General features: G+C 59.7%; 18 protein-coding genes. 7 read left to right on the top strand and 11 right to left on the bottom strand.

Going from position 1 to position 20,365, the window contains the following annotated elements:
• Positions 1–39 precede the first annotated feature (39 nt).
• The gene (locus QP990_RS01890) at positions 40–3,471 is read right to left on the bottom strand and encodes a pyruvate carboxylase (RefSeq protein WP_023020685.1); all 3,432 of its coding nucleotides are present in this window, start codon (positions 3,469–3,471) and stop codon (positions 40–42) included.
• Positions 3,472–3,848: 377 nt separating this feature from the next.
• On the opposite strand from QP990_RS01890, the gene QP990_RS01885 reads away from it, so the two are divergent.
• Genes QP990_RS01885 through QP990_RS01875 form a run of 3 tightly spaced genes read left to right on the top strand, consistent with a single transcriptional unit; the run spans position 3,849 to position 5,744 of the window.
• Complete coding sequence (locus QP990_RS01885) at positions 3,849–4,217, top strand: GntR family transcriptional regulator (protein ID WP_034655774.1); 369 nt, start codon at positions 3,849–3,851, stop codon at positions 4,215–4,217.
• Positions 4,204–5,058 (top strand): ATP-binding cassette domain-containing protein, encoded by an 855-nt coding sequence (locus tag QP990_RS01880; RefSeq protein ID WP_023020683.1) that lies wholly within the window; start codon positions 4,204–4,206, stop codon positions 5,056–5,058. Before QP990_RS01885 ends, QP990_RS01880 begins: the two co-directional genes overlap by 14 nt.
• A gap of 2 nt (positions 5,059–5,060) precedes the next feature.
• Positions 5,061–5,744: a hypothetical protein gene (locus tag QP990_RS01875; RefSeq protein WP_023020682.1), complete on the top strand. Its 684-nt coding sequence runs from the start codon at positions 5,061–5,063 to the stop codon at positions 5,742–5,744.
• An 88-nt stretch (positions 5,745–5,832) separates the two neighbouring features.
• Here the strand turns inward: QP990_RS01875 and QP990_RS01870 are convergent, their stop codons facing one another.
• Genes QP990_RS01870 through prpD form a run of 3 tightly spaced genes read right to left on the bottom strand, consistent with a single transcriptional unit; the run spans position 5,833 to position 9,448 of the window.
• Positions 5,833–6,990: a bifunctional 2-methylcitrate synthase/citrate synthase gene (locus QP990_RS01870; protein WP_023020681.1), complete on the bottom strand. Its 1,158-nt coding sequence runs from the start codon at positions 6,988–6,990 to the stop codon at positions 5,833–5,835.
• A 14-nt stretch (positions 6,991–7,004) separates the two neighbouring features.
• The gene (gene prpB, locus QP990_RS01865) at positions 7,005–7,937 is read right to left on the bottom strand and encodes a methylisocitrate lyase (protein ID WP_023020680.1); all 933 of its coding nucleotides are present in this window, start codon (positions 7,935–7,937) and stop codon (positions 7,005–7,007) included.
• Positions 7,937–9,448 (bottom strand): 2-methylcitrate dehydratase PrpD, encoded by a 1,512-nt coding sequence (gene prpD, locus QP990_RS01860; RefSeq protein WP_023027816.1) that lies wholly within the window; start codon positions 9,446–9,448, stop codon positions 7,937–7,939. The genes prpB and prpD overlap by 1 nt, the downstream gene beginning before the upstream one ends.
• Positions 9,449–9,615: 167 nt before the next feature.
• Here prpD and QP990_RS01855 point away from each other — a divergent pair, with 167 nt between their 5' ends.
• On the top strand, positions 9,616–10,929 hold the full coding sequence (locus QP990_RS01855) for a short-chain fatty acyl-CoA regulator family protein (protein ID WP_284798156.1): 1,314 nt from the start codon (positions 9,616–9,618) through the stop codon (positions 10,927–10,929).
• A gap of 72 nt (positions 10,930–11,001) precedes the next feature.
• On the opposite strand, the gene QP990_RS01850 is transcribed toward QP990_RS01855, so the two are convergent.
• The 4 genes from QP990_RS01850 to upp all read right to left on the bottom strand — a co-directional run bounded on the left by QP990_RS01850 (position 11,002) and on the right by upp (position 14,841).
• Positions 11,002–12,429 (bottom strand): NAD(P)H-quinone dehydrogenase, encoded by a 1,428-nt coding sequence (locus QP990_RS01850; RefSeq protein WP_023020677.1) that lies wholly within the window; start codon positions 12,427–12,429, stop codon positions 11,002–11,004.
• 70 nt (positions 12,430–12,499) lie between these two features.
• Positions 12,500–13,690 carry a M20 family metallopeptidase gene (locus QP990_RS01845; protein ID WP_023020676.1) on the bottom strand — a complete coding sequence of 397 codons (1,191 nt, stop codon included), beginning with the start codon at positions 13,688–13,690 and terminating at the stop codon, positions 12,500–12,502.
• Positions 13,691–13,783: 93 nt separating this feature from the next.
• Positions 13,784–14,095: a helix-turn-helix domain-containing protein gene (locus QP990_RS01840; protein ID WP_396127266.1), complete on the bottom strand. Its 312-nt coding sequence runs from the start codon at positions 14,093–14,095 to the stop codon at positions 13,784–13,786.
• Between the two features lie 110 nt (positions 14,096–14,205).
• A complete protein-coding gene (gene upp / locus QP990_RS01835) occupies positions 14,206–14,841 on the bottom strand; it encodes a uracil phosphoribosyltransferase (RefSeq protein ID WP_034656252.1) in 636 nt (211 codons plus the stop codon).
• A 57-nt stretch (positions 14,842–14,898) separates the two neighbouring features.
• On the opposite strand from upp, the gene QP990_RS01830 reads away from it, so the two are divergent.
• From QP990_RS01830 to QP990_RS01820, 3 genes are read left to right on the top strand one after another with little or no spacing between them, the layout of a single operon-like run.
• Positions 14,899–15,177, top strand: a complete 279-nt coding sequence (locus tag QP990_RS01830) for a hypothetical protein (protein ID WP_023020673.1) — start codon at positions 14,899–14,901, stop codon at positions 15,175–15,177.
• Positions 15,178–16,116 carry a C40 family peptidase gene (locus QP990_RS01825; protein WP_023020672.1) on the top strand — a complete coding sequence of 313 codons (939 nt, stop codon included), beginning with the start codon at positions 15,178–15,180 and terminating at the stop codon, positions 16,114–16,116.
• Positions 16,117–16,167: 51 nt separating this feature from the next.
• The gene (locus QP990_RS01820) at positions 16,168–17,406 is read left to right on the top strand and encodes a hypothetical protein (RefSeq protein ID WP_023020671.1); all 1,239 of its coding nucleotides are present in this window, start codon (positions 16,168–16,170) and stop codon (positions 17,404–17,406) included.
• A 299-nt stretch (positions 17,407–17,705) separates the two neighbouring features.
• On the opposite strand, the gene QP990_RS01815 is transcribed toward QP990_RS01820, so the two are convergent.
• Genes QP990_RS01815 through QP990_RS01805 form a run of 3 tightly spaced genes read right to left on the bottom strand, consistent with a single transcriptional unit; the run spans position 17,706 to position 20,327 of the window.
• Positions 17,706–18,731 carry an alpha/beta hydrolase gene (locus tag QP990_RS01815; protein WP_232212577.1) on the bottom strand — a complete coding sequence of 342 codons (1,026 nt, stop codon included), beginning with the start codon at positions 18,729–18,731 and terminating at the stop codon, positions 17,706–17,708.
• A 6-nt stretch (positions 18,732–18,737) separates the two neighbouring features.
• Positions 18,738–19,415 carry a type 1 glutamine amidotransferase domain-containing protein gene (locus QP990_RS01810; RefSeq protein ID WP_023020668.1) on the bottom strand — a complete coding sequence of 226 codons (678 nt, stop codon included), beginning with the start codon at positions 19,413–19,415 and terminating at the stop codon, positions 18,738–18,740.
• A gap of 21 nt (positions 19,416–19,436) precedes the next feature.
• The gene (locus tag QP990_RS01805; RefSeq protein ID WP_232212576.1) at positions 19,437–20,327 is read right to left on the bottom strand and encodes an adenosine deaminase; all 891 of its coding nucleotides are present in this window, start codon (positions 20,325–20,327) and stop codon (positions 19,437–19,439) included.
• Positions 20,328–20,365 lie beyond the last annotated feature (38 nt).

The raw sequence follows: 20,365 nt of genomic DNA, 5'->3' as shown, positions 1-20,365 counted from the left end.
GAGATAAATCGAAGGAAGCGGGGCGTTTAAGTGTGCAGACTAGTTGATTACGGCAATGAGGTCGCCGCCTTCAACCTTGGTGGCCTGGCCGATGGCCACGCGCTCGACCACGCCATCCTTGGTGGCGGAGATGGATGCTTCCATCTTCATCGCCTCGATGACGGCGATTTGGTCGCCGGCCTTTACCTCGTCGCCAGGCTTGGCGGTCGGGTTGACCACGCCGGCGAATGGTGCGGCGACGTGGCCCTCGTTGGAGGGGTCGGCCTTTTCTACGGTGGCGACCGTAGATTCGGCGTTCTCGTCGCGCACCTTCATTGGGCGGATCTGGCCGTTGACGTTGAGAACCACGTTACGCATGCCCTTCTCGTCCGGCTCACCCACGGCGTCGAGACGCACCACGACCTGCTTGAGGTCTGCGCGATCGGTGGAGTCCTCTGGGAAGTAGTGGACGACCTTTTCTTCGCCTTCAGTCAGACCGTAGAAGAAGGTGGTATCCGTAAGTGCTTCGGTATTGCCGTACTTACGGCGGAACTCGTTGAATTCTTCAAACTGCTTCGGGAAAAGCAGACGGTTCAGGCAGGCACGGCGCTCCTCCGAGTTATCGGACTCGAGGTGTGGCTGCTCCTCAGCAGGAACTTCGCTGATTTGGGCGCCGGTCGCCTCGCGACCGTCGAGCACCTTATCGCGCAGTTCCGGCCAACCGCCCGGAGGAGTACCGAGCTGGCCACGCAGGAACTGGTTGACCGAGTCCGGAATATCGAACTTGGTCGGGTTGGCAGCAAAGTCATCAGGGTCTACGCCTGCACCCACAAGGTGCAGGGCAAGGTCACCTACAACCTTGGAAGACGGGGTGACCTTGGTCGGACGGCCCAGCATCTCATTGACCGCTGCATAGGTGTCCTCGATGACCTCGAAGCGATCCGCCAAGCCAAGAGCAACGGCTTGGGCACGCAGGTTGGAGAGCTGACCGCCTGGAATCTCGTGCTTGTACACGCGACCGGTCGGGCCAGGGATGCCGTTCTCGAACGGGGCGTAGAGCTGGCGCACGGCCTCCCAGTACGGCTCGAGATCGGAAACCGCTTGCAGGTCAATGCTGGTATCCCGATTGGATTGGGAGAAGGCAGCAATAAGCGCAGACAGCGATGGCTGCGAGGTAGTACCGGCCAGTGGTGCGGAGGCGCCATCGACGATGTCGGCACCAGAGAGCGCAGCCGCATAATAAGTAGCCATCTGCCCGCCCGCGGTGTCGTGGGTGTGGACGTGCACCGGCAGGTCGAATTCCTTGCGCAGCGCCATAACTAGCTTGGAAGCGGCCTCAGGGCGTAGCAGACCGGCCATATCCTTGATGGCGAGGATATGGGCGCCGGACTCCACAATCTGCTCGGCCAGCTTGAGGTAGTAATCCAGCGTGTACAGGTTCTCCTTCGGTGAGGAAAGGTCGCCGGAGTACGCCATGGCCACCTCAGCAACGGTGGTATTGGTCTCGAGGACGGCTTCGATGGCGGGGCGCATCTGGGAGACGTCGTTAAGTGCATCGAAAATGCGGAAGACATCGACGCCCGACTTGGCTGCTTCCTGGACGAAGCCGCGGCAGACCGAATCCGGGTATGGGGTATAGCCCACGGTATTGCGGCCGCGCAGGAGCATCTGGATATTCTGGTTCGGCATAGCCTCGCGCAGCATGTCTAGGCGTACCCAGGGGTCCTCGTGGAGGAAGCGCATGGCGACGTCATAAGTCGCACCACCCCATGCCTCCACGGAGAAGAGATTAGGGGTCATGCGAGCGACAGCCTCGGCGGCGGAAACCAGCGCAGTACTACGCACGCGGGTGGCCAGCAGGGACTGGTGGGCATCGCGGAAAGTGGTGTCCGTAACCATGAGTGCGTGCTGCTTACGGATCTTTTCTGCCCACTTCTGTGGACCAAACTCGAGCAGATCATCACGCGAACCGCGTGGCAGCGGCTCGGAAAGGTCCAGCTCGGGGAGCTTGTCAAAGGGACGAAGTGCCGTCGGGCGCTCGCCGTTGGGTTTATTAACGGTGGTCTCCGCAATGTACTCGAGGATTCGACCAGACTCATCGACGGCGGGCGGCGCCTTGAGCAGGTGCGGATGCGCGTTGATGAAGCCGGTGTCCACACGGGTCTGAGTGAAGTCCGGCTCGCGCAGCAGGGCGCGCAAGAAGCCGATATTGGTGGCCACACCGGAGACGTGGAACTCGTTGAGCGCGCGCTGGGCGCGCTGCACGGCCTGCTCGAAATTGACGCCGCGGCAGGTCATCTTTACCAGCAGGGAGTCGAAGTTCGGCGATACCTCTGCGCCCACAGAAGTTGCACCGTCCAAACGCACGCCAGCGCCACCCGGCGAACGATACGCGGTCAGCGTACCGGTATCCGGGCGGAAACCATTATTCGGATCTTCAGTGGTAATGCGGCACTGCAGGGCAGACCCGGTGATGGAAATCTTGTCTTGGGAGAGGTGAATATCCTCCAGCGAGGCACCGGCTGCGATATTCATCTGGGCCTTCACGATGTCGACGCCGGTGATTTCCTCGGTCACGGTGTGCTCAACCTGCACACGCGGGTTCATCTCGATAAAGACGTGGTTGCCGCGCTCATCCACGAGGAATTCCACGGTACCCGCGCCCTCATAGTTGATGTGCTCGCAGAACTTCACCGCATCCTGGCAGATGCGGTCACGCAGCTCTGGGTCTAGCGTCGGCGCTGGGGCGATTTCCACTACCTTCTGGTGGCGGCGCTGGACGGAGCAGTCACGCTCAAAGAGGTGAATAACGTTGCCTTGGCTATCAGCCAGAATCTGCACCTCGATGTGCTGTGGCTTGATTACCGCGGTCTCGAGGTAGACGCTGCCATCGCCGAAAGCGGCTTCCGCTTCGCGGGAGGCCTCGGCAGCCTTCTCGCGCAGCTGATCTTCGGATTCTACGAAGCGCATTCCGCGCCCGCCACCACCGGCAACGGCCTTAACGAATACGGGGAAATTGAAATCCTTGGAGTATTCCACCAGCTTATCGACGTCCGTCGATGGCTCCGAATCCTGCAACGTCGGCAGCCCAGCTTCCTTCGCCGCGCTTACCGCTGCAGCCTTATCACCAGTCAAATCCAGTGTGGATGGGGTCGGGCCAATGAACTTAATTCCATTGTCCTCACAGGCACGAGCGAGATCCGCGCGCTCCGAAAGAAAACCGTAGCCGGGGTAAATAGCATCCGCTTCCGCCTTCTTCGCGGCGCGAATAACTTCATCGATATCGAGATAAGCCTTTACCGGCTGCCCCTCGGTACCAATACGGACGGCTTCATCTGCAAAGGCACGATGGAAGGAGTTACGGTCTTCACGAGGGTAGACCGCGACGGTCTTTGCCCCAGTTTCAAAGGCAGCGCGGAATGCACGCACGGCGATTTCGCCGCGGTTGGCTACCAGAATCTTTTTGAACGATGGAAGCGCGGGATTAGCCACTTCTGTGTTCCTTTCAGCTCGGAAGACGCCGCGATGCAACGCCTCCTGTTGGGTGATCCGCATCTCAGTCTAGAGGGCCACTCCTCAAATGTCTGCCCTTTTTGACGCCTAATTCGCCACACTTACCAGCCACGGAGCCGCCTTGCGGATATTTCTACAGGTCGACCAGTAATAACAAGGTTAGCGATTCTGTAAATGTTGCAAATTTTTGATTCAACAACTTACACAACGGGGACACCCGCTTTTACACCGCAGCTCCACCTCGTATCACGCCTACCGTTGACCGTGGTCACTTTTCGTTATATGGTTACACACATAGGTGGATAACCCATACACCAGGAAGGGAACCATATGCCACGAATCAGAGGGGCCACATCATGAGTGACACCCGGCCTATTTACCAGCAACTGGCAGGAGGAATCAGGGACATGATTATCAGCGGCGAGCTGTCAGAGGGGACACGCGCCCCCAGCACCAACGAGCTTTCCGCATTCCACTCCGTCAATCCGACTACCTCTGCCAAGGCTCTCACTGTCCTCTTCGAGGAAGGGCTGCTAGAAAAGCGCCGCGGCTTGGGCATGTTTGTACGCGAAGGCGCGCGCGAGAAGGTTCGCCATCAACGCCAAGAATCACTCAGGGAAGACTTCATCGTTCCCCTCCTGAAAGAAGGGGCCGCATTGGGATTAAGCGCTAGTGACATCGCTGACCTCATCGAAGCCGAAGGAGACCATCATGACGCACCTTAAGTTGCAGAACGTTACCTGCAAGCGCCGCCTGCACGTGCCGCACCTCGTTCTCAACTCCGGCATGTACGGATTGATCGGGCCCAATGGCGCCGGCAAGACCACGCTTTTGCGCACGGTAGCGGGGTTCCTGCCTACCAAGGGCAGCATCGATACCCCACAGGTGGCGATCGCGCGCACCGGCGCCGATATCTTGCTTTCCGGTTCTACTGTGGCCCAACACCTGCGGGCCGCAGAGCACGTCCGCGAAAGATTCGACGTGGGGTATGCGGAGGAGCTTTTGGATAGTTTGGGCGTCGACAAGCGCAGCAAGAATCGCTCTCTCAGCACCGGCCAGCGCCAGCTGGTTGCCTGTGCCACTGCCCTGGCAGCGCGCACCCCGGTCACTCTGCTCGATGAGCCTTTCAATGGCTTGGACGCACCGACGCGCACGCGCCTGCGAGAGCTCATCATCGCCCATGCCGCCACCACTCCGGATTGGCTACTCGCGCTCTCTTCTCATCGCGCCGAAGACCTCGTCGGCTTGGTTGACCAGGTCATTACCGTGCACGACGGCACTGTTAATAAGCCCACCGATCTTGAATCTCAGCGGCCGCACTACCCCGTGCTCACCGGCAGCGCAAAAGACGTTGAGCAAGCACTCGCGCTTGCCGACGCCCTCCCCCTCCACCAATCCTCCCTCGGCTCCACCGCCAAGGTTCATGCCTGGTCCCCAGTACCGTTTCCAGCTGATACCGCAGCCGCCGCCCACGTCACTGTTTCCTACCTCGACGATGGTCAACTCATTGATTCCCTTGTCTCCCGCGCCCATGAATCCACCCGCACCTCACAAGAGGAGTCCTAGTCATGAAGCTATTGAAGTCCTTCAACCTCAACGCCACCAAAGCGCTCATCGTTATTAGCATCATCGTCATTTTGCTGTGGGTTCTCCCGTATGCCGTCCCCAGCGATCCCTCTGCCATCGGTGCCAATCCGACTGGCTGGGGAATCTTCGCAGTCTTTATATGGGGTCTCTACTGCGCCTTCGCCGCAACCGAATACCGTTCCTTGCGTGGCCTGGGGATGCGACCCCGGCAATGGCTTAGCAGCATGCACGCGACACTGTGGCTAGCCGCGCTCATTTTTGGAGCCGTCGCCTGGACCGCTTACTACATCGCGCTGCAATCGGGTGCGTACGCGAATTCTTCGTGGGCAATCACCCCCGGCGCAGTAGAAGCCAGCCTTCCGTTTTGCTACGCGGCAACCTTCGGTAGCTTCGCCTGTGGTCACCTCATAACCGGATACATTGGCGCACTCATCGGTGTGGTAGTAAGTAGCGCAAACCAAAGCTCCCTATTCGTTCGGCTCCTGCTAATCGCCGGCATCATCATCGGCTTATTCCTAGCGGATGGCATCGTGATTACTCTCGCTGAATCATTTGGAGCTGTAGAAATCGGCGCCCCATGGCCCGGCATGTTTTTCTTCGCTGGTTTAGCTGTCCTTATCTGCACCGCAGCAATTCACATCCTGGCGCGGCGTATCCAGCCATAGCCCGACTGCAGAAAAACCACGACAGAAATGTCGGCTCCCCCGCTCCGGCCAACTTGACGGTGCCGGAGTCTGGGGGAGCTGACACGTTTTAGAAGGACTTCGGTGGAACCGAACGCTGCTCCTCGCCGTTATAGGCGGAAAGCGGACGGATAAGCGAGTTATTCTCGTTCTGCTCTACGATGTGCGCAGTCCAACCGGTAATGCGGGCCATGACAAAGATTGGTGTGAAGAATTCAATGTCAAAGCCCAGGATGTGATAGGCAGGTCCAGCCGGGAAGTCGAGGTTGGGCTTGATCTTGATGGAGGTATTTTCCTCCATCGTCTTGGCCATGACGTCATACATCTCAACCCACTGAGTTTGGTCGTGTTGTTCGGCCAGCTCCTTAAACGCTGCCTCCATTGTTGGCACGCGGGAGTCGCCATTTTTGTAGACGCGGTGACCAAATCCCATGACCAATTCCTTGTTCGCCAGCTTCTTTTTGGTCCACTCTTCTGCCTTGGCAGGATCAGCAATCTCCAGGAAGTTTTTCATCACAGCCTCGTTGGCGCCGCCATGCAGAGGCCCCTTGAGCGCGCCGATGGCCGCGACGATGGCGGAATAAGTATCGGACATGGTCGAGGTCACCACGCGGGCTGCAAAGGTGGAGGCGTTAAAGGAGTGCTCCGCATAGAGGATGAGGGACTTATCAAAGGCCTCGATATCGGCGCGGTTGGTAGCTGGGGAGCCTTCCTCATCACCGAAGACCATCCAGAGGAAGTTCTCCGCAAAGCCCTTCTTGCGAGAGGGCTGGATGTAGCCTTCGCCGCGGCGGCGCCGGATATCAAGCGCAATGATAGTGGGAATCTTAGCCATAAGCTCCAGCGCGGTGCGGCGGATATGTTCGGAATCCTTGGTGTATTCCTCTGGGTCCTGGGAACCGATATAGGAAATGGCGGTACGCAGTACATCCATCGGGTGACACGAGAGCGGCATGGACATGATGAGGTCGATGACGTGGCGCTCTAGGTGGCGCAAGGCCTTCTCGCGGGCGGAGAATCGAATAAGCGATTCTTGGCCTGGTAGTTTGCCGTTCCACAGCAGGTAGGCCACTTCCTCAAAGGAGCAGTAACGAGCCAGCTCCTGGACGGGATAACCGCGGTAGGTCAACGAGTTGGTTTCAGGAACGACCTTGGAAACGGCAGTTTCATCGACGACGACGCCGTATAGGCCCTTGCGGATTTCGGGGGTGTGGTTCTTATCAGACATGGTGGGAAATCTCCTTAGCTTTCAAAAGTGGGCTGGTAGGTGTCTTTGGAGTAGGTGAATACGGATTTATCGAAGTCGTTGTATTCCTCGTAGCGCACCAGTTCATAAAGGCGGGAGCGGTGTTGCATGCGCTCAAGCCAATCGGTTTGAATCCCGGTTTCTTGCATATCGCGCAGGAAGTCTTCGGTCACCCCCATAGCCACGCGGAAAGAGGAAACGGGCCAAATAACCGCGTTATAGCCGAGGTCTTCTAGCTGTTGCGCCGAAAGCAGCTCGGTTTTGCCGAACTCGGTCATATTTGCCAGCAGTGGGGTATCCACCGCGGCGCGGAATTTCTCAAAGTCTTCCGGACGGTACAAAGCCTCGGTGAAAATGAGGTCTGCTCCGGCATCGGCATAAGCCTTGGCACGGTCGATGGCATCATCGATGCCGTTTACTCCTGCGGCGTCGGTGCGGGCGCAGATAATGAAATTCGGGTCGCGCCGCTCGTTGACCGCGGCGCTAATGCGGCGGACCATGATGTCTTTGTCCACCACTTCTTTGCCGTCGAGATGCCCGCAGCGCTTCGGGTTAACTTGGTCCTCAAGGTGGCAGCCGGCAAGACCAGCGTCCTCGAGTGCGGCGATGGTGCGGGCGGCGGACATGGGTTCGCCGAAGCCAGTGTCGGCGTCGACAAGCACAGGCAAATCCGTCGCACGAGCAATCTGCCCGGAGCGCTGCGCCACCTCGCTCAGGGTGGTCAGGCCAATATCGGGAAGACCCAAATCATTAGCCAGCACCGCACCGGAGACATAAACGCCGCCGAAACCACCGATATCCTGGATTAGGCGCGCGGTCAGGGGATTAAACGCGCCCGGCAAGCGGGTGATGGTGCCGGATTCAAGGTCAGCGCGGAAGTGCTGGCGCTTTTCCGCGGCAGTTTTTATAGAGCCAAATAGTCCTGCCATTAGAAGATTCCTTTCGGTTTCTCAGGCGCGCTGGCCACGTGAGCATCAGTCACCCGAACGTTGAGCTCGGTCAGGTCGGTGAGGTTTTCCAAGTTCTGGACCGCATTGAGGAAACGTTCTTGTTCGGCCTCCTCCACGATGCCGGCCGCAAGCTTGGTGAATTTCTCTATGTACTGCTCGCGGGCAAAAGGACGCGCGCCCAGCGGGTGGGCATCTGCAACTGCGCGCTCATCTTCTACCACGGTGCCGTCTTTGAAGGTGATAACCGCCTTGCCGCCAAAGGCCTTTTCAGACAGGTCGTTGGAGTGATAGCGACGGGTCCACTCAGGGTCTTCGACAGTGGAAATCTTGTGCCACAGCTCGATAGTCTCCGGGCGGTTGGCGCGCTCGGACGCGTAGGAAGCCTCGTGGTCCCACTCGCCATCCTCGAGGGCTACGGCAAAGATGTACATGATGGAGTGATCCAGCGTCTCGCGAGAAGCAGAGGGATCCATCTTTTGTGGATCGTTGGCACCGGTACCGATGACATAGTGCGTATGGTGCGAGGTGTGCAGAACAATGGACTCGATGTCCGCAGTCTTCAGGCCCTTTTCCGCCAGAGTTTTCTTTAGCGCAAAGGCCATATCGATGGGCGCTTGGGCCTGGTATTCCGCCGAGTGTTCCTTGGTATAGGTATCCAAGATGGCGCGCTTTTCCTCACCAGGTTCTGGCAAGGGGACCGTGTAGGTACGCTCCGGCGAATGCAGCATCCACGCGATGAATCCATCCTCGCCTTCCCAGATGGGCGCCGGCGCACCTTCGCCGCGCATCGCCCGGTCAACGGCTTCAATAGCCATCTTTCCCGCGAAGGCTGGGGCGTAGGCTTTCCAAGAGGAAATCAGGCCCTTACGGGATTGCCGGGTGGCGGTAGTGGTGTGCAGCGCCTGGCCCACCGCCTGGTAGATGGTGTCCCTATCTAGTCCAAGCATGGTGCCGATGCCGGCGGCCACGGAGGGGCCAAGATGTGCCACGTGATCAATCTTGTGCTCGTGCAGGCACATGCCTTTCACGAGGTTGACCTGGATTTCATAGCCGGTAGCGATGCCCCGGATAAGGTCTCGACCGTTAAGCCCCTTATGCTGGGCGGTAGCAAGCAGAGGTGGGATATTATCCCCGGGGTGCGAGTATTCAGCAGCCAGGAAAGTGTCGTGGTAATCCAGCTCGCGGACTGCAGTGCCATTGGCAAGCGCGGCCCATTCGGCCGAGTAAGTACCATCCACACCAAATACCGTGGAGCCTCCCTTAGTTACTGGGTGTGCCTGAGCCATGACGCGGGCAGAGGTTACCGGGCCACGCGCTACGGACGCCATCCCCACGGCCGCATTATCAATAATGCGGTTGATGATCATATCGGTGGTCTCGGCGGGAACCTCTACCGGATCCGCGGCTACTTCTGCCACCTTGTACGCCAGGTGCTCCTCATAGGGGAAATCCTCAGCGGATTTATGGGTTCTTACCTCGTGGTTCTTCACTAGATGGATCCTCCTCCACTCTGTAAATGCGTTGTGGATCACACTAAATGCTTGAATGTGCTGCGCGCTATAAGTATGGTGTGTGTAATCTAGCGGAATGAGTCAGTGAAATCTGCAAAGTTTGTGGTTTCAACTGCTCATGGCGGTGAAAGGCGGCATAGCAACCGATGACCAAGCATTATGCGGGGGCACGAATCCATGCACTGCGCAAGCAACGGGGACTCACACAGGTAGCGATGGCCAAACAATTGGGGCTGTCCACCAGCTACCTCAACCAGCTCGAAAACGACCAGCGCCCGCTTACCGTCACCGTGCTTATGCAATTAGCCCAGCGTTTTAACCTGGACCCCGGCTATTTTGCGAACGACCGCGATGCACGCACCATTACCGACCTGCGCCGGATCTTCCCCGAGGCCACCGAAGACTCCTTGGCCGACCTCGCCTCGCGCTTTCCGGAGCTCATGCCACGCTTCGTCGATGTCGCCACCCGCGCTCCGGCGCGCGAGCGCTCCCCCTTTGAGCTCGTGCGAGATTTTTTCTACGACGCCCATAACTACATTCACGAGCTCGATGTGCTGGCAGAAGAGCTCGCCGGCCAGCTCGGTGACCGGGTGCTACGCCGTGGCCGCCTAGCTTCCCGCATGCACGAGGACCTTGGCGTTACCGTCCGCTTTTCCCGGCCGGGCCCACGCCGCAGCTTCAACCCTGACACCCGAGAGCTTGCGCTTCGCGACGGCCTCTCCGAAGCCCAGCTAGTCTTTGAAATGGCGCTCCAATATTGCCTGCTTGCCTACCGCGATGTCTGCGATAGCCTCGTCTCCGAACTTCCGGCAGGCGAAGCCCAAGAATTAGCTACTTTAGGTCTCGCGCAATACTTCGCTGCTGCGGTCACCATGCCCTATCAACCGTTCCTCTCGATGGCTGAGGAAACCCGCTACGATATCGACCTTTTGTGCAACTACTTTGGCACCGGTTTCGAAACCACCGCGCAACGCTTGGCTACTCTCCAGCGCCCAGGCCTTAACGGCGTTCCCTTTTCCTTCATCCGCACTGACCGCGCTGGGAATATCTCCAAGCGCCAATCCTCCACCGCCTTCCACTTCGCCCGCTCAGGAGGCTCTTGCCCGCTGTGGGTAGTCCACCGCGCCTTTGAAACGCCCAACCGCATCACTCGCCAGGTAGCCGCCATGCCAGATGGCCATGCCTACCTGTGGATAGGCCGCTTTGTGCAAGGAACCGCAAAATCCTGGGGCACCCCACGCAAGGAATTCGCCGTGGGCTTAGGCTGCGATATCTCTGAGGCCGACCGCATCGTCTACGCCGATGCTCTTAATCTAGATGTATCCGCCGCCACCCCTATCGGCCCTGGTTGCATCGCGTGCCCGCGTGAACATTGTCCCCAGCGTGCCCTTCCACAAGCAGATCGCCCCATCCAGGTTTCGCTCAATCGCACCGCCGAGCATTCCTACTCCACCTTCTAGCAACGCATGCAAAAGCGCCCGCCCTAGGCTGGTTACCAAGGCGGGCGCAAAAGAAAGGAACCGAAAGAAACTTTACTCCAGATCGTCGTGAGCCACGAGGCGTCGCGCGGCCTCGGTAATGGTGCCGGACAGAGACGGGTAAACGGCGAAGGAATCGGCCAGCTGATTTACGGTGAGCTGGTTGGTCACGGCCATGGCGATGGGCAGAATGAGCTCGGAGGCGGTCGGTGCAACGATGACGCCACCGATAACGCGGCCGGAGGTCGCGCGGCAGAAGAGCTTGACAAAGCCGTGCTGGAGCGAGCGCATCTTGGCGCGCGGGTTGGTATTCAGCGGCATGGTGATGGTGCGGGCGGCTACCTCACCGGCCTCGATTTCTGCCTGGGTGAAGCCTACAGCGGCAATCTCTGGGCGGGTAAAGACGGCGTTAGCCACGGTCTTTAGACGCAGAGGGGACACACCCTCACCGAGGGCGTGATACATAGCTACGCGGCCCTGCATTGCAGCAACGGAAGCCAACGGGAAGAGGTCAGAGCAGTCGCCAGCGGCGTAGATGCCCGCGATATTAGTGCGGGAGACGCGGTCAACCTGAATGTGGCCAGACTTGGCGGTTTCCACGCCAACGTTCTCCAGCTTCAAGTCCTTGGTATTCGGGATGGAGCCGATAGACATGATGACATGGGAACCGGTAATTTCGCGGCCGTCTTGAGTGGTCACCAGCACATTGCCGTCCTCGGTGCGATTGACGGTTTCCACGCGGCAGTTCTTTTCCAGCTCAACGCCGCGCTCGCTAAGCACGGTCTCGAGGACGTCGGCAGCGTCGGCGTCGTCATGCGGCAAAATGCGGTCGCGGGAGGCAACCATGGTGACCTTAACGCCCAGCTCCGCAAAGGCGGAGACGAACTCGGCACCGGTGACGCCGGAACCGACGACGATGAGGTGCTCCGGCAGCTCGGTGAGGTTATAAACCTGCTGCCAGGTAAGGATGCGTTCGCCATCCGGCTGCGCACCAGGTAGCACGCGCGGGGTGGCGCCGGTAGCTACCAAGACGAGATCTGCGTTAATGGTTTCCTCGTGGCCATCCTCATTGAATACGGCAGTGACCTTATGGCCGCCGAAGGCATCGGCTTCCTGATCCTCTGGGAAATAGCCGCGGCCATCGATAACGCGTGCGCCCAGGGACTCCACAGTGGCGCGGATATCGGAGGACTGCTTGCTTGCCAGATCCTGCACGCGCTTATTCAGTGCGGTCAAGGAAAGATGGGCCTGACCAATGCCCTGGTTAAGTTCCATATCCTCGGCACGGCGCAGGTCGGTCTTGATATTGGCACCAGCGATGAAGGACTTGGAAGGAACACAGTCCAAGATAACGCTGTTGCCGCCCATGCCCTGGTCTTCAATAATGGTGATTTCTGCACCATATTTAGCACCTGCCAACGCGGCCTCATAGCCGGCTGGGCCGCCGCCGATGATGACGATTCGCTTGGTCTGGTTCAACACGCACTTGCTCCTTTATCGGCTCCACTTTAAAAGTCGCTTACGAGTCTAACGTGTGGGACCTTAAAGCGCGTTAGTCTGTCTCCGCATTCTCCCCTATGAACTGCTCAACCACGGCGCCGAAGAGTTTGATGCCCACGCCGATGGCTCGCTCGTCCACGATGAGATCGCCCATGTGCAGGTCATGCTGCTCGCCTTCGCCGGACCAGCAGCCCAGCCGCGCCATGGAACCAGGGACCTTTTCCAGGTACCAAGAAAAGTCTTCGCCACCGGAGGACTGCGGGGCCTGGACCACGGCCTGCGGATCGATGGATTGGGCGGCGGAGGCAAGCAGGGCGGTTGCGACGTCGTCGTTAAGCACCGGTGGTACGCCGCGGTTATAGGTCAGCTCATGTTCTACGCCTACCGGCGCGAGGATTTGATCCACCAGTTCGGTAAAGAGGCTTTGCATATCGCGCCAGATGCCAATATCGGCCGTGCGCATGGTGCCAGTCAGGCTGCCGGTCTCTGGAATGGCATTGGGTGCATACCCCGAGTTGACCTGGCCAAAGACCAAAACGGTGCCGGTGCGCGGGTCAACGCGGCGCGAGAGCAGCGCGGGCAGTTCGGTGATGACCTTGCCCAGGGCATAGACGACGTCGGCGGACAGGTGCGGACGGGAGGTATGCCCGCCCGGACCCTTGATATTGAGCTCCACTACGTCAGTAGCGGAGGTTATCGCCCCGGCGCGAATGCCAATTCGGCCCACGCGCAGCTTGGGCTCGGCGTGGATAGCAAAAATGGAATGCACGCCTTCCAACGCGCCCCATTCAATAACGTCGGTCGCACCGCCGACCCATACTTCTTCGGCGGGTTGGAAGATGACTCGAATACCCAGCGGCAGGTCGTGGACACGCTGAAAATCCGCCAACGCGCAGGCCAAGCCGAGCGCCACGGTGGTGTGTACATCGTGGCCGCAAGCATGCATCTTGCCGGGCACCTCAGAGGTATATTCCAGGCCGGTGACCTCGGTGACTGGCAGGGCATCAATATCCGCGCGGAAAGCTAATCGGCCTAATTCCGTATCGGGGCCAATGTCTACCATGAGGCCGGTCTGTGGGAAACGCTGGGGCACCAGACCGTAGTCCTGCAGGATTGAGGCGAGAAAGTTGGTGGTTTCTACCTCTTGGTTCGCGGTTTCCGGGTGGCGGTGGATATGGCGCCGCCACGCGATGACCTCCGCACGGTGGGCATTGAACCACTCGTTGATGAATTCCGAGATCATCCGCGTGCCTTCCCTGTCGTTGAAATACGTCTGGGTGCAAAGTCTACAACTAGACCATGCGGTTCAGTAACTCAGGTGGTGATACGGCTCGCGCTAGGCCGAGGCCCCATTCCACGTAGCGGCAAACCGACGCTGATCCACATAGCCTTGTGGGAAGGGCGCGACATCCTCGGCGGCCGCCACCGCGGAATCAGCTAAGTGCCCTTCCACCACGTCTCCGCCGGCTGGCAGCAATACCGCCGGCGGGATCTCTAGGGCTAGGGCCAGCTTATATACCGTAGAAAGCTGCGGGTCGGCCATGGCATGCACGCCATTTTCATTGCGCTCCAAATTGGAAATTTGGCTGCGGGAGACCCCAGAAATCTCCGCGAGCGCCTGTTGCGAAATCCCCCTACGTTTCCGCACGCGCCGCAATTGCTGTGAAAATCCGTGGCCATAACTCGACCACATTAAATGAATGAAACTCATATACTCCCCCTGGAAAGTGCGGTCGCCTTTCCAGGGAGAACACTACCTTAAAGGTCGATATTGCGCGGGCCGTAGAGGCGGTCGCCAGCATCGCCCAATCCCGGCACGATATAAGCATCTTCATTCAGGGAAGGATCGATGGCGGCGGTAACCAAACGTACCGGCAGGCCGGATTCGGCCAGTGCATCCACGCCTGGCTGTGCCGAGACCATGCAAATGGCGGTGATATCGGTGGCGCCGCGGTCAGCAAGTAGGCGCAATGCGTGCAGCAGAGAACCACCGGTAGCCAGCATCGGATCCACCACAAACACAGTGCGGCCGGTGAGATCTTCCGGCAGTGCTTCCAAGTACGGCACCGGTTCGTGTGTCTCTTCATTGCGGGCCATGCCGATAAAGCCGACCTGTGCATCCGGAATCATGGACAGGGCCGGATCCACCATGCCCAGCCCGGCGCGGATGATCGGCACGATAATGGGCGGGTCCTGCAGGCGGGTGCCTTGTGCGGTAGAAACCGGGGTGGCGCAGTCGAAGTTCTCCACGGCAAGGTCGCGGGATGCTTCGTATACGAGCATGGCGCCCAAGTCTTTTAAAGCGGCGCGGAAGGCGGAGTTATCGCTGCGCGCATCGCGCATGAGTGTCAGGCGGGCGGCGGCTAGCGGGTGGTCTACTACGTGGATGTCCATGACCACCACTTTAAACTTTTTGGGAACCAAATGGGCCATTGGGCAGTCCAATAGGGCATGAGACCTTTCACGATCGATACCGACTATGCCCGCCACCTCGCCCGCGACCTGCATGCCCAGTCCCAAGGAGAGAATCCGCCCCATCCCGTTTTGCCTGAAGATTCCACTTTCACTGCTTTTAATGAGGCCGTGCATGCCGCGCTCGATAATGTGGGCGCGCGCATGAGCGTGCTACGCAACGATATGGGGCAGGTAGCCCACTCCGGTTTCCGCATGTCGCGCGAGGCAGAAGATACCGATGCCGCGCTAGGCCAGCATCTTGGGGCGGCGATGTAGATGCTCGATACCGCGCTCAAGCAGATGGCCACCATGCAACCGGCGCAGCTTCCGGAGGTAGAGCTTCCCCGCGTACCGGACCTTTCCGCCGCCGCGCCTTTGGCAGCCATCGCCCACGGCAATCCCGCTCCTTTACTCGAGTCAGCGAAAAACATCGACCTCGATAAGGAAACCATCTCGGCTGCGCTCGGCCAGGCCCGCACCTTAGTGACAGGCACCATCCGGGATCTGGTGGGCATCGCGACACAATTGCTGCGCCAGGGACTTCCCACCGCGCTGGGTCTCCTTTCGCTGGATCCGTCGGCGCGTGCAGCCGCTCTGGCTCAGCTTCGCGCACTTATCTCCCAGCACCTGGGCATGGCCTCTGCTCGCGTGCAACGCCTGATGGGTGATCTCAGCGCTGCCGCTCAATCCTTGCAGCCGGTAGCGCAACGGCCGGTGCACTCCGCGCTTGCCGACGCCCCCGTAAGCCCCACCGGCGCCCAGCAAGCCACCGCTCTTCCGGAACAATCCGCGGCGGGCGCTGGTGCCGACGCCACGGCACACGAGGCTCCCTTTCCCTCCCCCGCACCAGAGCCCGCGGCCGAAGGTGGTTCGGCCGCGGGTCAGGCTGCCGTCGCCGCCGCGAAGAGCCAAGTGGGCCAGCCCTATGTATGGGGCGGTACCGGAAACGGCGGGTTTGATTGTTCGGGACTTACCCAATGGGCCTATTCGCAGGCCGGGGTGGACTTACCCCGCACCGCGGATCAACAAGCGGTGGGCCAACAAGTCAGCGCGGACCAACTCCAGCCTGGTGACCTGGTGGTATGGGACGGGCACGTGGCAATGTATTCCGGCAATGGCGAAATCGTGGAGGCTGGAGATCCGGTGCAAACTAACCCGCTGCGCACTACAAATATGGGTATGCAGTTCAAAGGCTTTTGGCGCCCTACGGCCTAAGGCCGATGCTCTCTCGCGCGCTACTTGGGGCGTTGGGTAGACTAAAACGCCATGAGCACCCGCGCAATTGTACCTGTAAAGCTCTCGCTGACCGAGGGCGATTTTTATACCCTCTGGGCACCCAAGTGGCGCCAAAATGGCTCCGAGTGGCAGGCCTTTCTGGGCGATGATGAGGATGTCCTAGCCTTTAACTCGCCGGCCGAGCTGCTGTGCTTCGTGGAGTCTGGCACCAAGCACGATTTGCTGGACCATCCGCAGTGGGACCAATTCGCCGGCCGCGATGCGGACCGCGTTACCCCTGCCGAGCGCCATGAGTATGACCTCATCGGCATGCCGGAGGCTCTGGCTGGTCGCCCGAGCCACCAGAACGTCTCCACCGTGGCCCGCAACTTGGAGATTGCCTCCGCGCTTGCCGACGTCGCCGGTGCAGAACACACCACCATCTTCTTCGCTTCCCACTCCATCCTGCGCAATGTTTCCCGCGGCGCCGACCACTACTCCGGCGAGCAGGGCATGAGCGAGTGGTCCGGCGTGGGCCACGTCATCGCCGGCAATTGGAAGGGAGTCATCGAGGATCTGGATCAGCACGTTCGCGTGGTCTCCACCGATGACTTTGACGCGGCCAAGGTTTCCGATGCCAAGGAGCGCATCTCTTCTGCTGCCGCCGCCTCCGCAGCAGCGGCTAAGGAAGCCGAAGAAAAGCGCAAGGCCGCCGCCGAGGCAGCCGACCCGTACGACAACTCCCCGTGGGCCGCCGCCGGCATCGATCCCATCAAGATCACCGCGCAATCCAAGTCCGTCTACACCCTGCGCACCTACCTGGACGGCAAACCCATCTTCTTGGGCAAGTGGGGCGAAATCTTCACCTTCGATTCTCCGAAGACCTTGGTGCGCTGGATCATGGACAACGATGACCACGACCTAGCCCGCGTATCCACCTGGGAAGAGGTTGTCTCCGCTGCCAACGCCGGCGAATTGGAGGTACAGGTCCACCCGGATAACCAGTACTCTTTCAATGGCATTGTGCGCGATATTGAAAAGGGCCCAGAGGCTGTCGATTCCGATCAGATGGCGCGTTGCTACGAAGTATGCGCCGATGCCGCCGACTGGGCCGGCGACGATTCCATTAACTCCTATATGCTGGCCAACCCCCGCCTGCAGGACTACTTGGGCTACATGCTCGGCTCTACCGAGCACGCCGGCTACGTTCCCTCCAAGCCTTATACCGAGCACGCCGAGTCGTGGAAGGGCTTGGAAGACATGCTCATCAAGCGCTTCTCCAAGTTCTAAACCAGCACGGTCTGTGCCGCCTCACTTCTTCTCTACCACACAACAGGTGGGAGGAGCGGGGCGGCTTTCTGCGTTTAGTGGCCCCGTTCTTCTTTTTCTTGGCGTCGGCTCCGGTCGCGCATGTATTTATCGAAAAGCAGCCATACGATAAACAAGCCGAGCCCGACAATGGACCGGGCCAGGGTCCCTAGTCCAAAGACCCCGCCCAGTATCAGGCCGAGCACAATAGCGCTGACGAAGAATACGACCCACGATACGTGCGTGTTGTAGTTCACCGCTTGACCTCCCTGAGTGTGACTTTAAAGGTGGCGGCGGAGGTGGTCAATGAGGGCGTCGATAAGCTCACTCGATTGCGGGGCTTTGGGTTTAATCTGGTCAAACCCGTGGTAGGCACCGGCCCATACATCGAGGGTGGTTTCCACGCCGGCTGCGTCGAGGGTTCGAGCAAAAGCGACGGATTCATCGCAGAAAAGATCAATGCCACCGACTCCGATCCAGGTCGGCGGCAGGCCGGAGAGATCGGCTCGCGTGGCCGGCGAAGCATAGCGCGGCAGGTCAACATCCAGGTGATCGTTTCCCAGGTACATGGACCACGCGCCGCGGTTCGAGCCGGCCGTCCAGATGAACTGGCCCACCGCGCCGGACTTATCCGTGGTGCGGTGATCGAGCATGGGATAGACCAAGCCGAGTGCGCGGACCGGATGGCCCTCGTCGAAAGCACGCTGGACCAAGCCTGCGGCGAGTCCGCCGCCTGCGCTATCACCGGCGACGGCGATGCGCGAGGTATCTCCGCCCAAGGTATCGCCGTGTTCTTGTACCCAACGCAGCGCGGCATAGCATTCATGATGGTCTGCTGGAAACGGCTCCTGGGTGGATTTGTGGTAGCGCGGGGCTACCACGATCGCGCCCAGCTCGGCCGCCATACGAGCATTTTGCGGGTCATACATGGCCGGACCACCGATGAGATGGCCGCCGCCGTGCGTCCACACCACCACGGGGCGCGGTCCTGATGCGGCTGCTCCTGCGGAAGCACTGCGTGGGGTAAGTACGCGGGCGCTAAAAGCGTGGCCATCGAAGGAGGCGGAAAGCTCCGTAATGTCCACCGCATGCCGGATCGGCCGAGAAAAGTCGATGGTGGCGAAGAAGCGGCTGGCGCGGGCAAAGGTGGCGTCGGGAAGCACGTGCATCGGCAGATATAAAACCGGGCTGCGCAACCCCGGTGCTACCTCGCGCAGGTACGGCCGCCGACTTAGTGCATATGCCACCGCCCCAGCGGCCGCGGCAACCCCGGTTAGGGCTGCCCCGGCCTTGAGAAATCGCGGCATGCGCATTTAGAAGTCGCGCAAGATGCGCTGTGCCAGCGGCTCGGAAGATGCCGGGTTCTGGCCAGTGTAGAGGTTGCGGTCCACGATGACGTTCGGGGACATGGGATCGGTTTCCTGGTAATCCGCGCCGAGCTCGCGCAGGCGGGTCTCCAGCGCCCACTTAGCTGCGGCCACCATCTCCTCGCCTTCTTCGGCATTGCTAAAGGCGGTCATCTTGTAACCCTTGAACGGCCAATTCTCGTTATCTACTGCCAAGAGCGCAGCCGGGGCATGGCAGACCAAACCGAGGGCGCGGCCAGAATCCATGCGAGCCTGCAGAAGCTTAGCGGAATCCTGGTCATAGGCCAGATCCTCCATTGGGCCGTGGCCGCCTGGGTAGAAGATGAGGTCATAGTCTTCCTCATTGACATCGGCCAGGTTCATCGGGTTTTCCAGTGCTACGCCCAATTCTGCGAGGTAATTTTCCTGCGCTTCGCGCACATTGTCTGGCAGAACCTCCAGGCTGTACTCGTCTACTACAGGAGCCTTCGCGCCCGGAGTAGCGAAGTGGATATCCCAGCCCGCGCCCTGGAAGACGCGGTGCGGAGCAATAAGCTCCTCGGCCCAGTAGCCGGTAGGGCGCTTAGTGCCATCGGCCAGCGTCCATTCCTCAGCGGCGGTAACAACAAAAAGTACAGAAGGCATCTAAATCTCCTCTAATCGTTTTCATTCTTCAGCGGCTTCTGCCGCATCAGCGAGGGATTCCTCCGTATCCGGGCCGGCAAGCTCCGGATCAGATAGTTCCTCGTATGCTGGCAGGATAACCGTTTCTAGCAGATGCTGCCGTAATTCCTGGTCAGCGAAGGAATTCTCTATCGCTTTGACGGTGAGATCGAAAAATTCCTCCAGCCCATACCCAAAGGCCTCGCTTAGCGCGAGGAACTGCTTGGTCAGCGTGGTATCACCAGAGGAAATAGTGCAGGTAAAGCCCAGTTGCTGCAACAGTGGCAGCGGGTGGTCATTGAGGTCCTCGGTTTCCTCAAGGGGAGTAAAGACGAGCGGGATGTGACGGTCGCGGATGTATCCAGAGGCCTGGCCGGGCACAATGCCCTCAATATTCGCGCTGAAGTCATCGATCATATTGACCGGATGGATCAGGCGATTCACGCCTGCCTGGGCGGCACGTTCTACTTCTGCGAAGTCTTCTCCCACCTGGATCTGGGTGGGCAGGTAAGCCGCACGAAAATCTGCGGCCCCGCTCGCTTGGCCCTGCGGCAGGCTATAACCCACCACGGGGGCATCATCAGGCACTGCTTCCTCTGGGGCCGAGCCAGCGAGGACAAGGCGGGAGTCAAGACCAGCGATGCAGGCGGCTGCGGCGGCCTCCACCACAGCGGCAGCGTCGAGGCCAAGCTCTGCGGGGTCTAGGTGCACCTCTGCGTAGACCACGCCGTCTGCGGCCAAGGCCTCGTAGCGCTCACGGATGGTCGCGGTAAGCTCCTCCGGCGTAGCGGCCGTGGAGGTAATGGTCTCAAAGAGGGAGACCTTAGGAAGCTTGGCCACCACGTCGGCGGCGGAGTCCTTGTTTTCAGGGCTAATCAAAGGCGCGTCATGCATGCGTCCCATCGTAGGCACGGGCCTAAGATGTGTCATGT

This window comes from Corynebacterium sp. MSK071 (assembly GCF_030232125.1).
Taxonomy (GTDB): Bacteria; Actinomycetota; Actinomycetes; order Mycobacteriales; family Mycobacteriaceae; genus Corynebacterium; species Corynebacterium kefirresidentii.
This window is presented reverse-complemented; position numbering and strand designations above follow the sequence as displayed.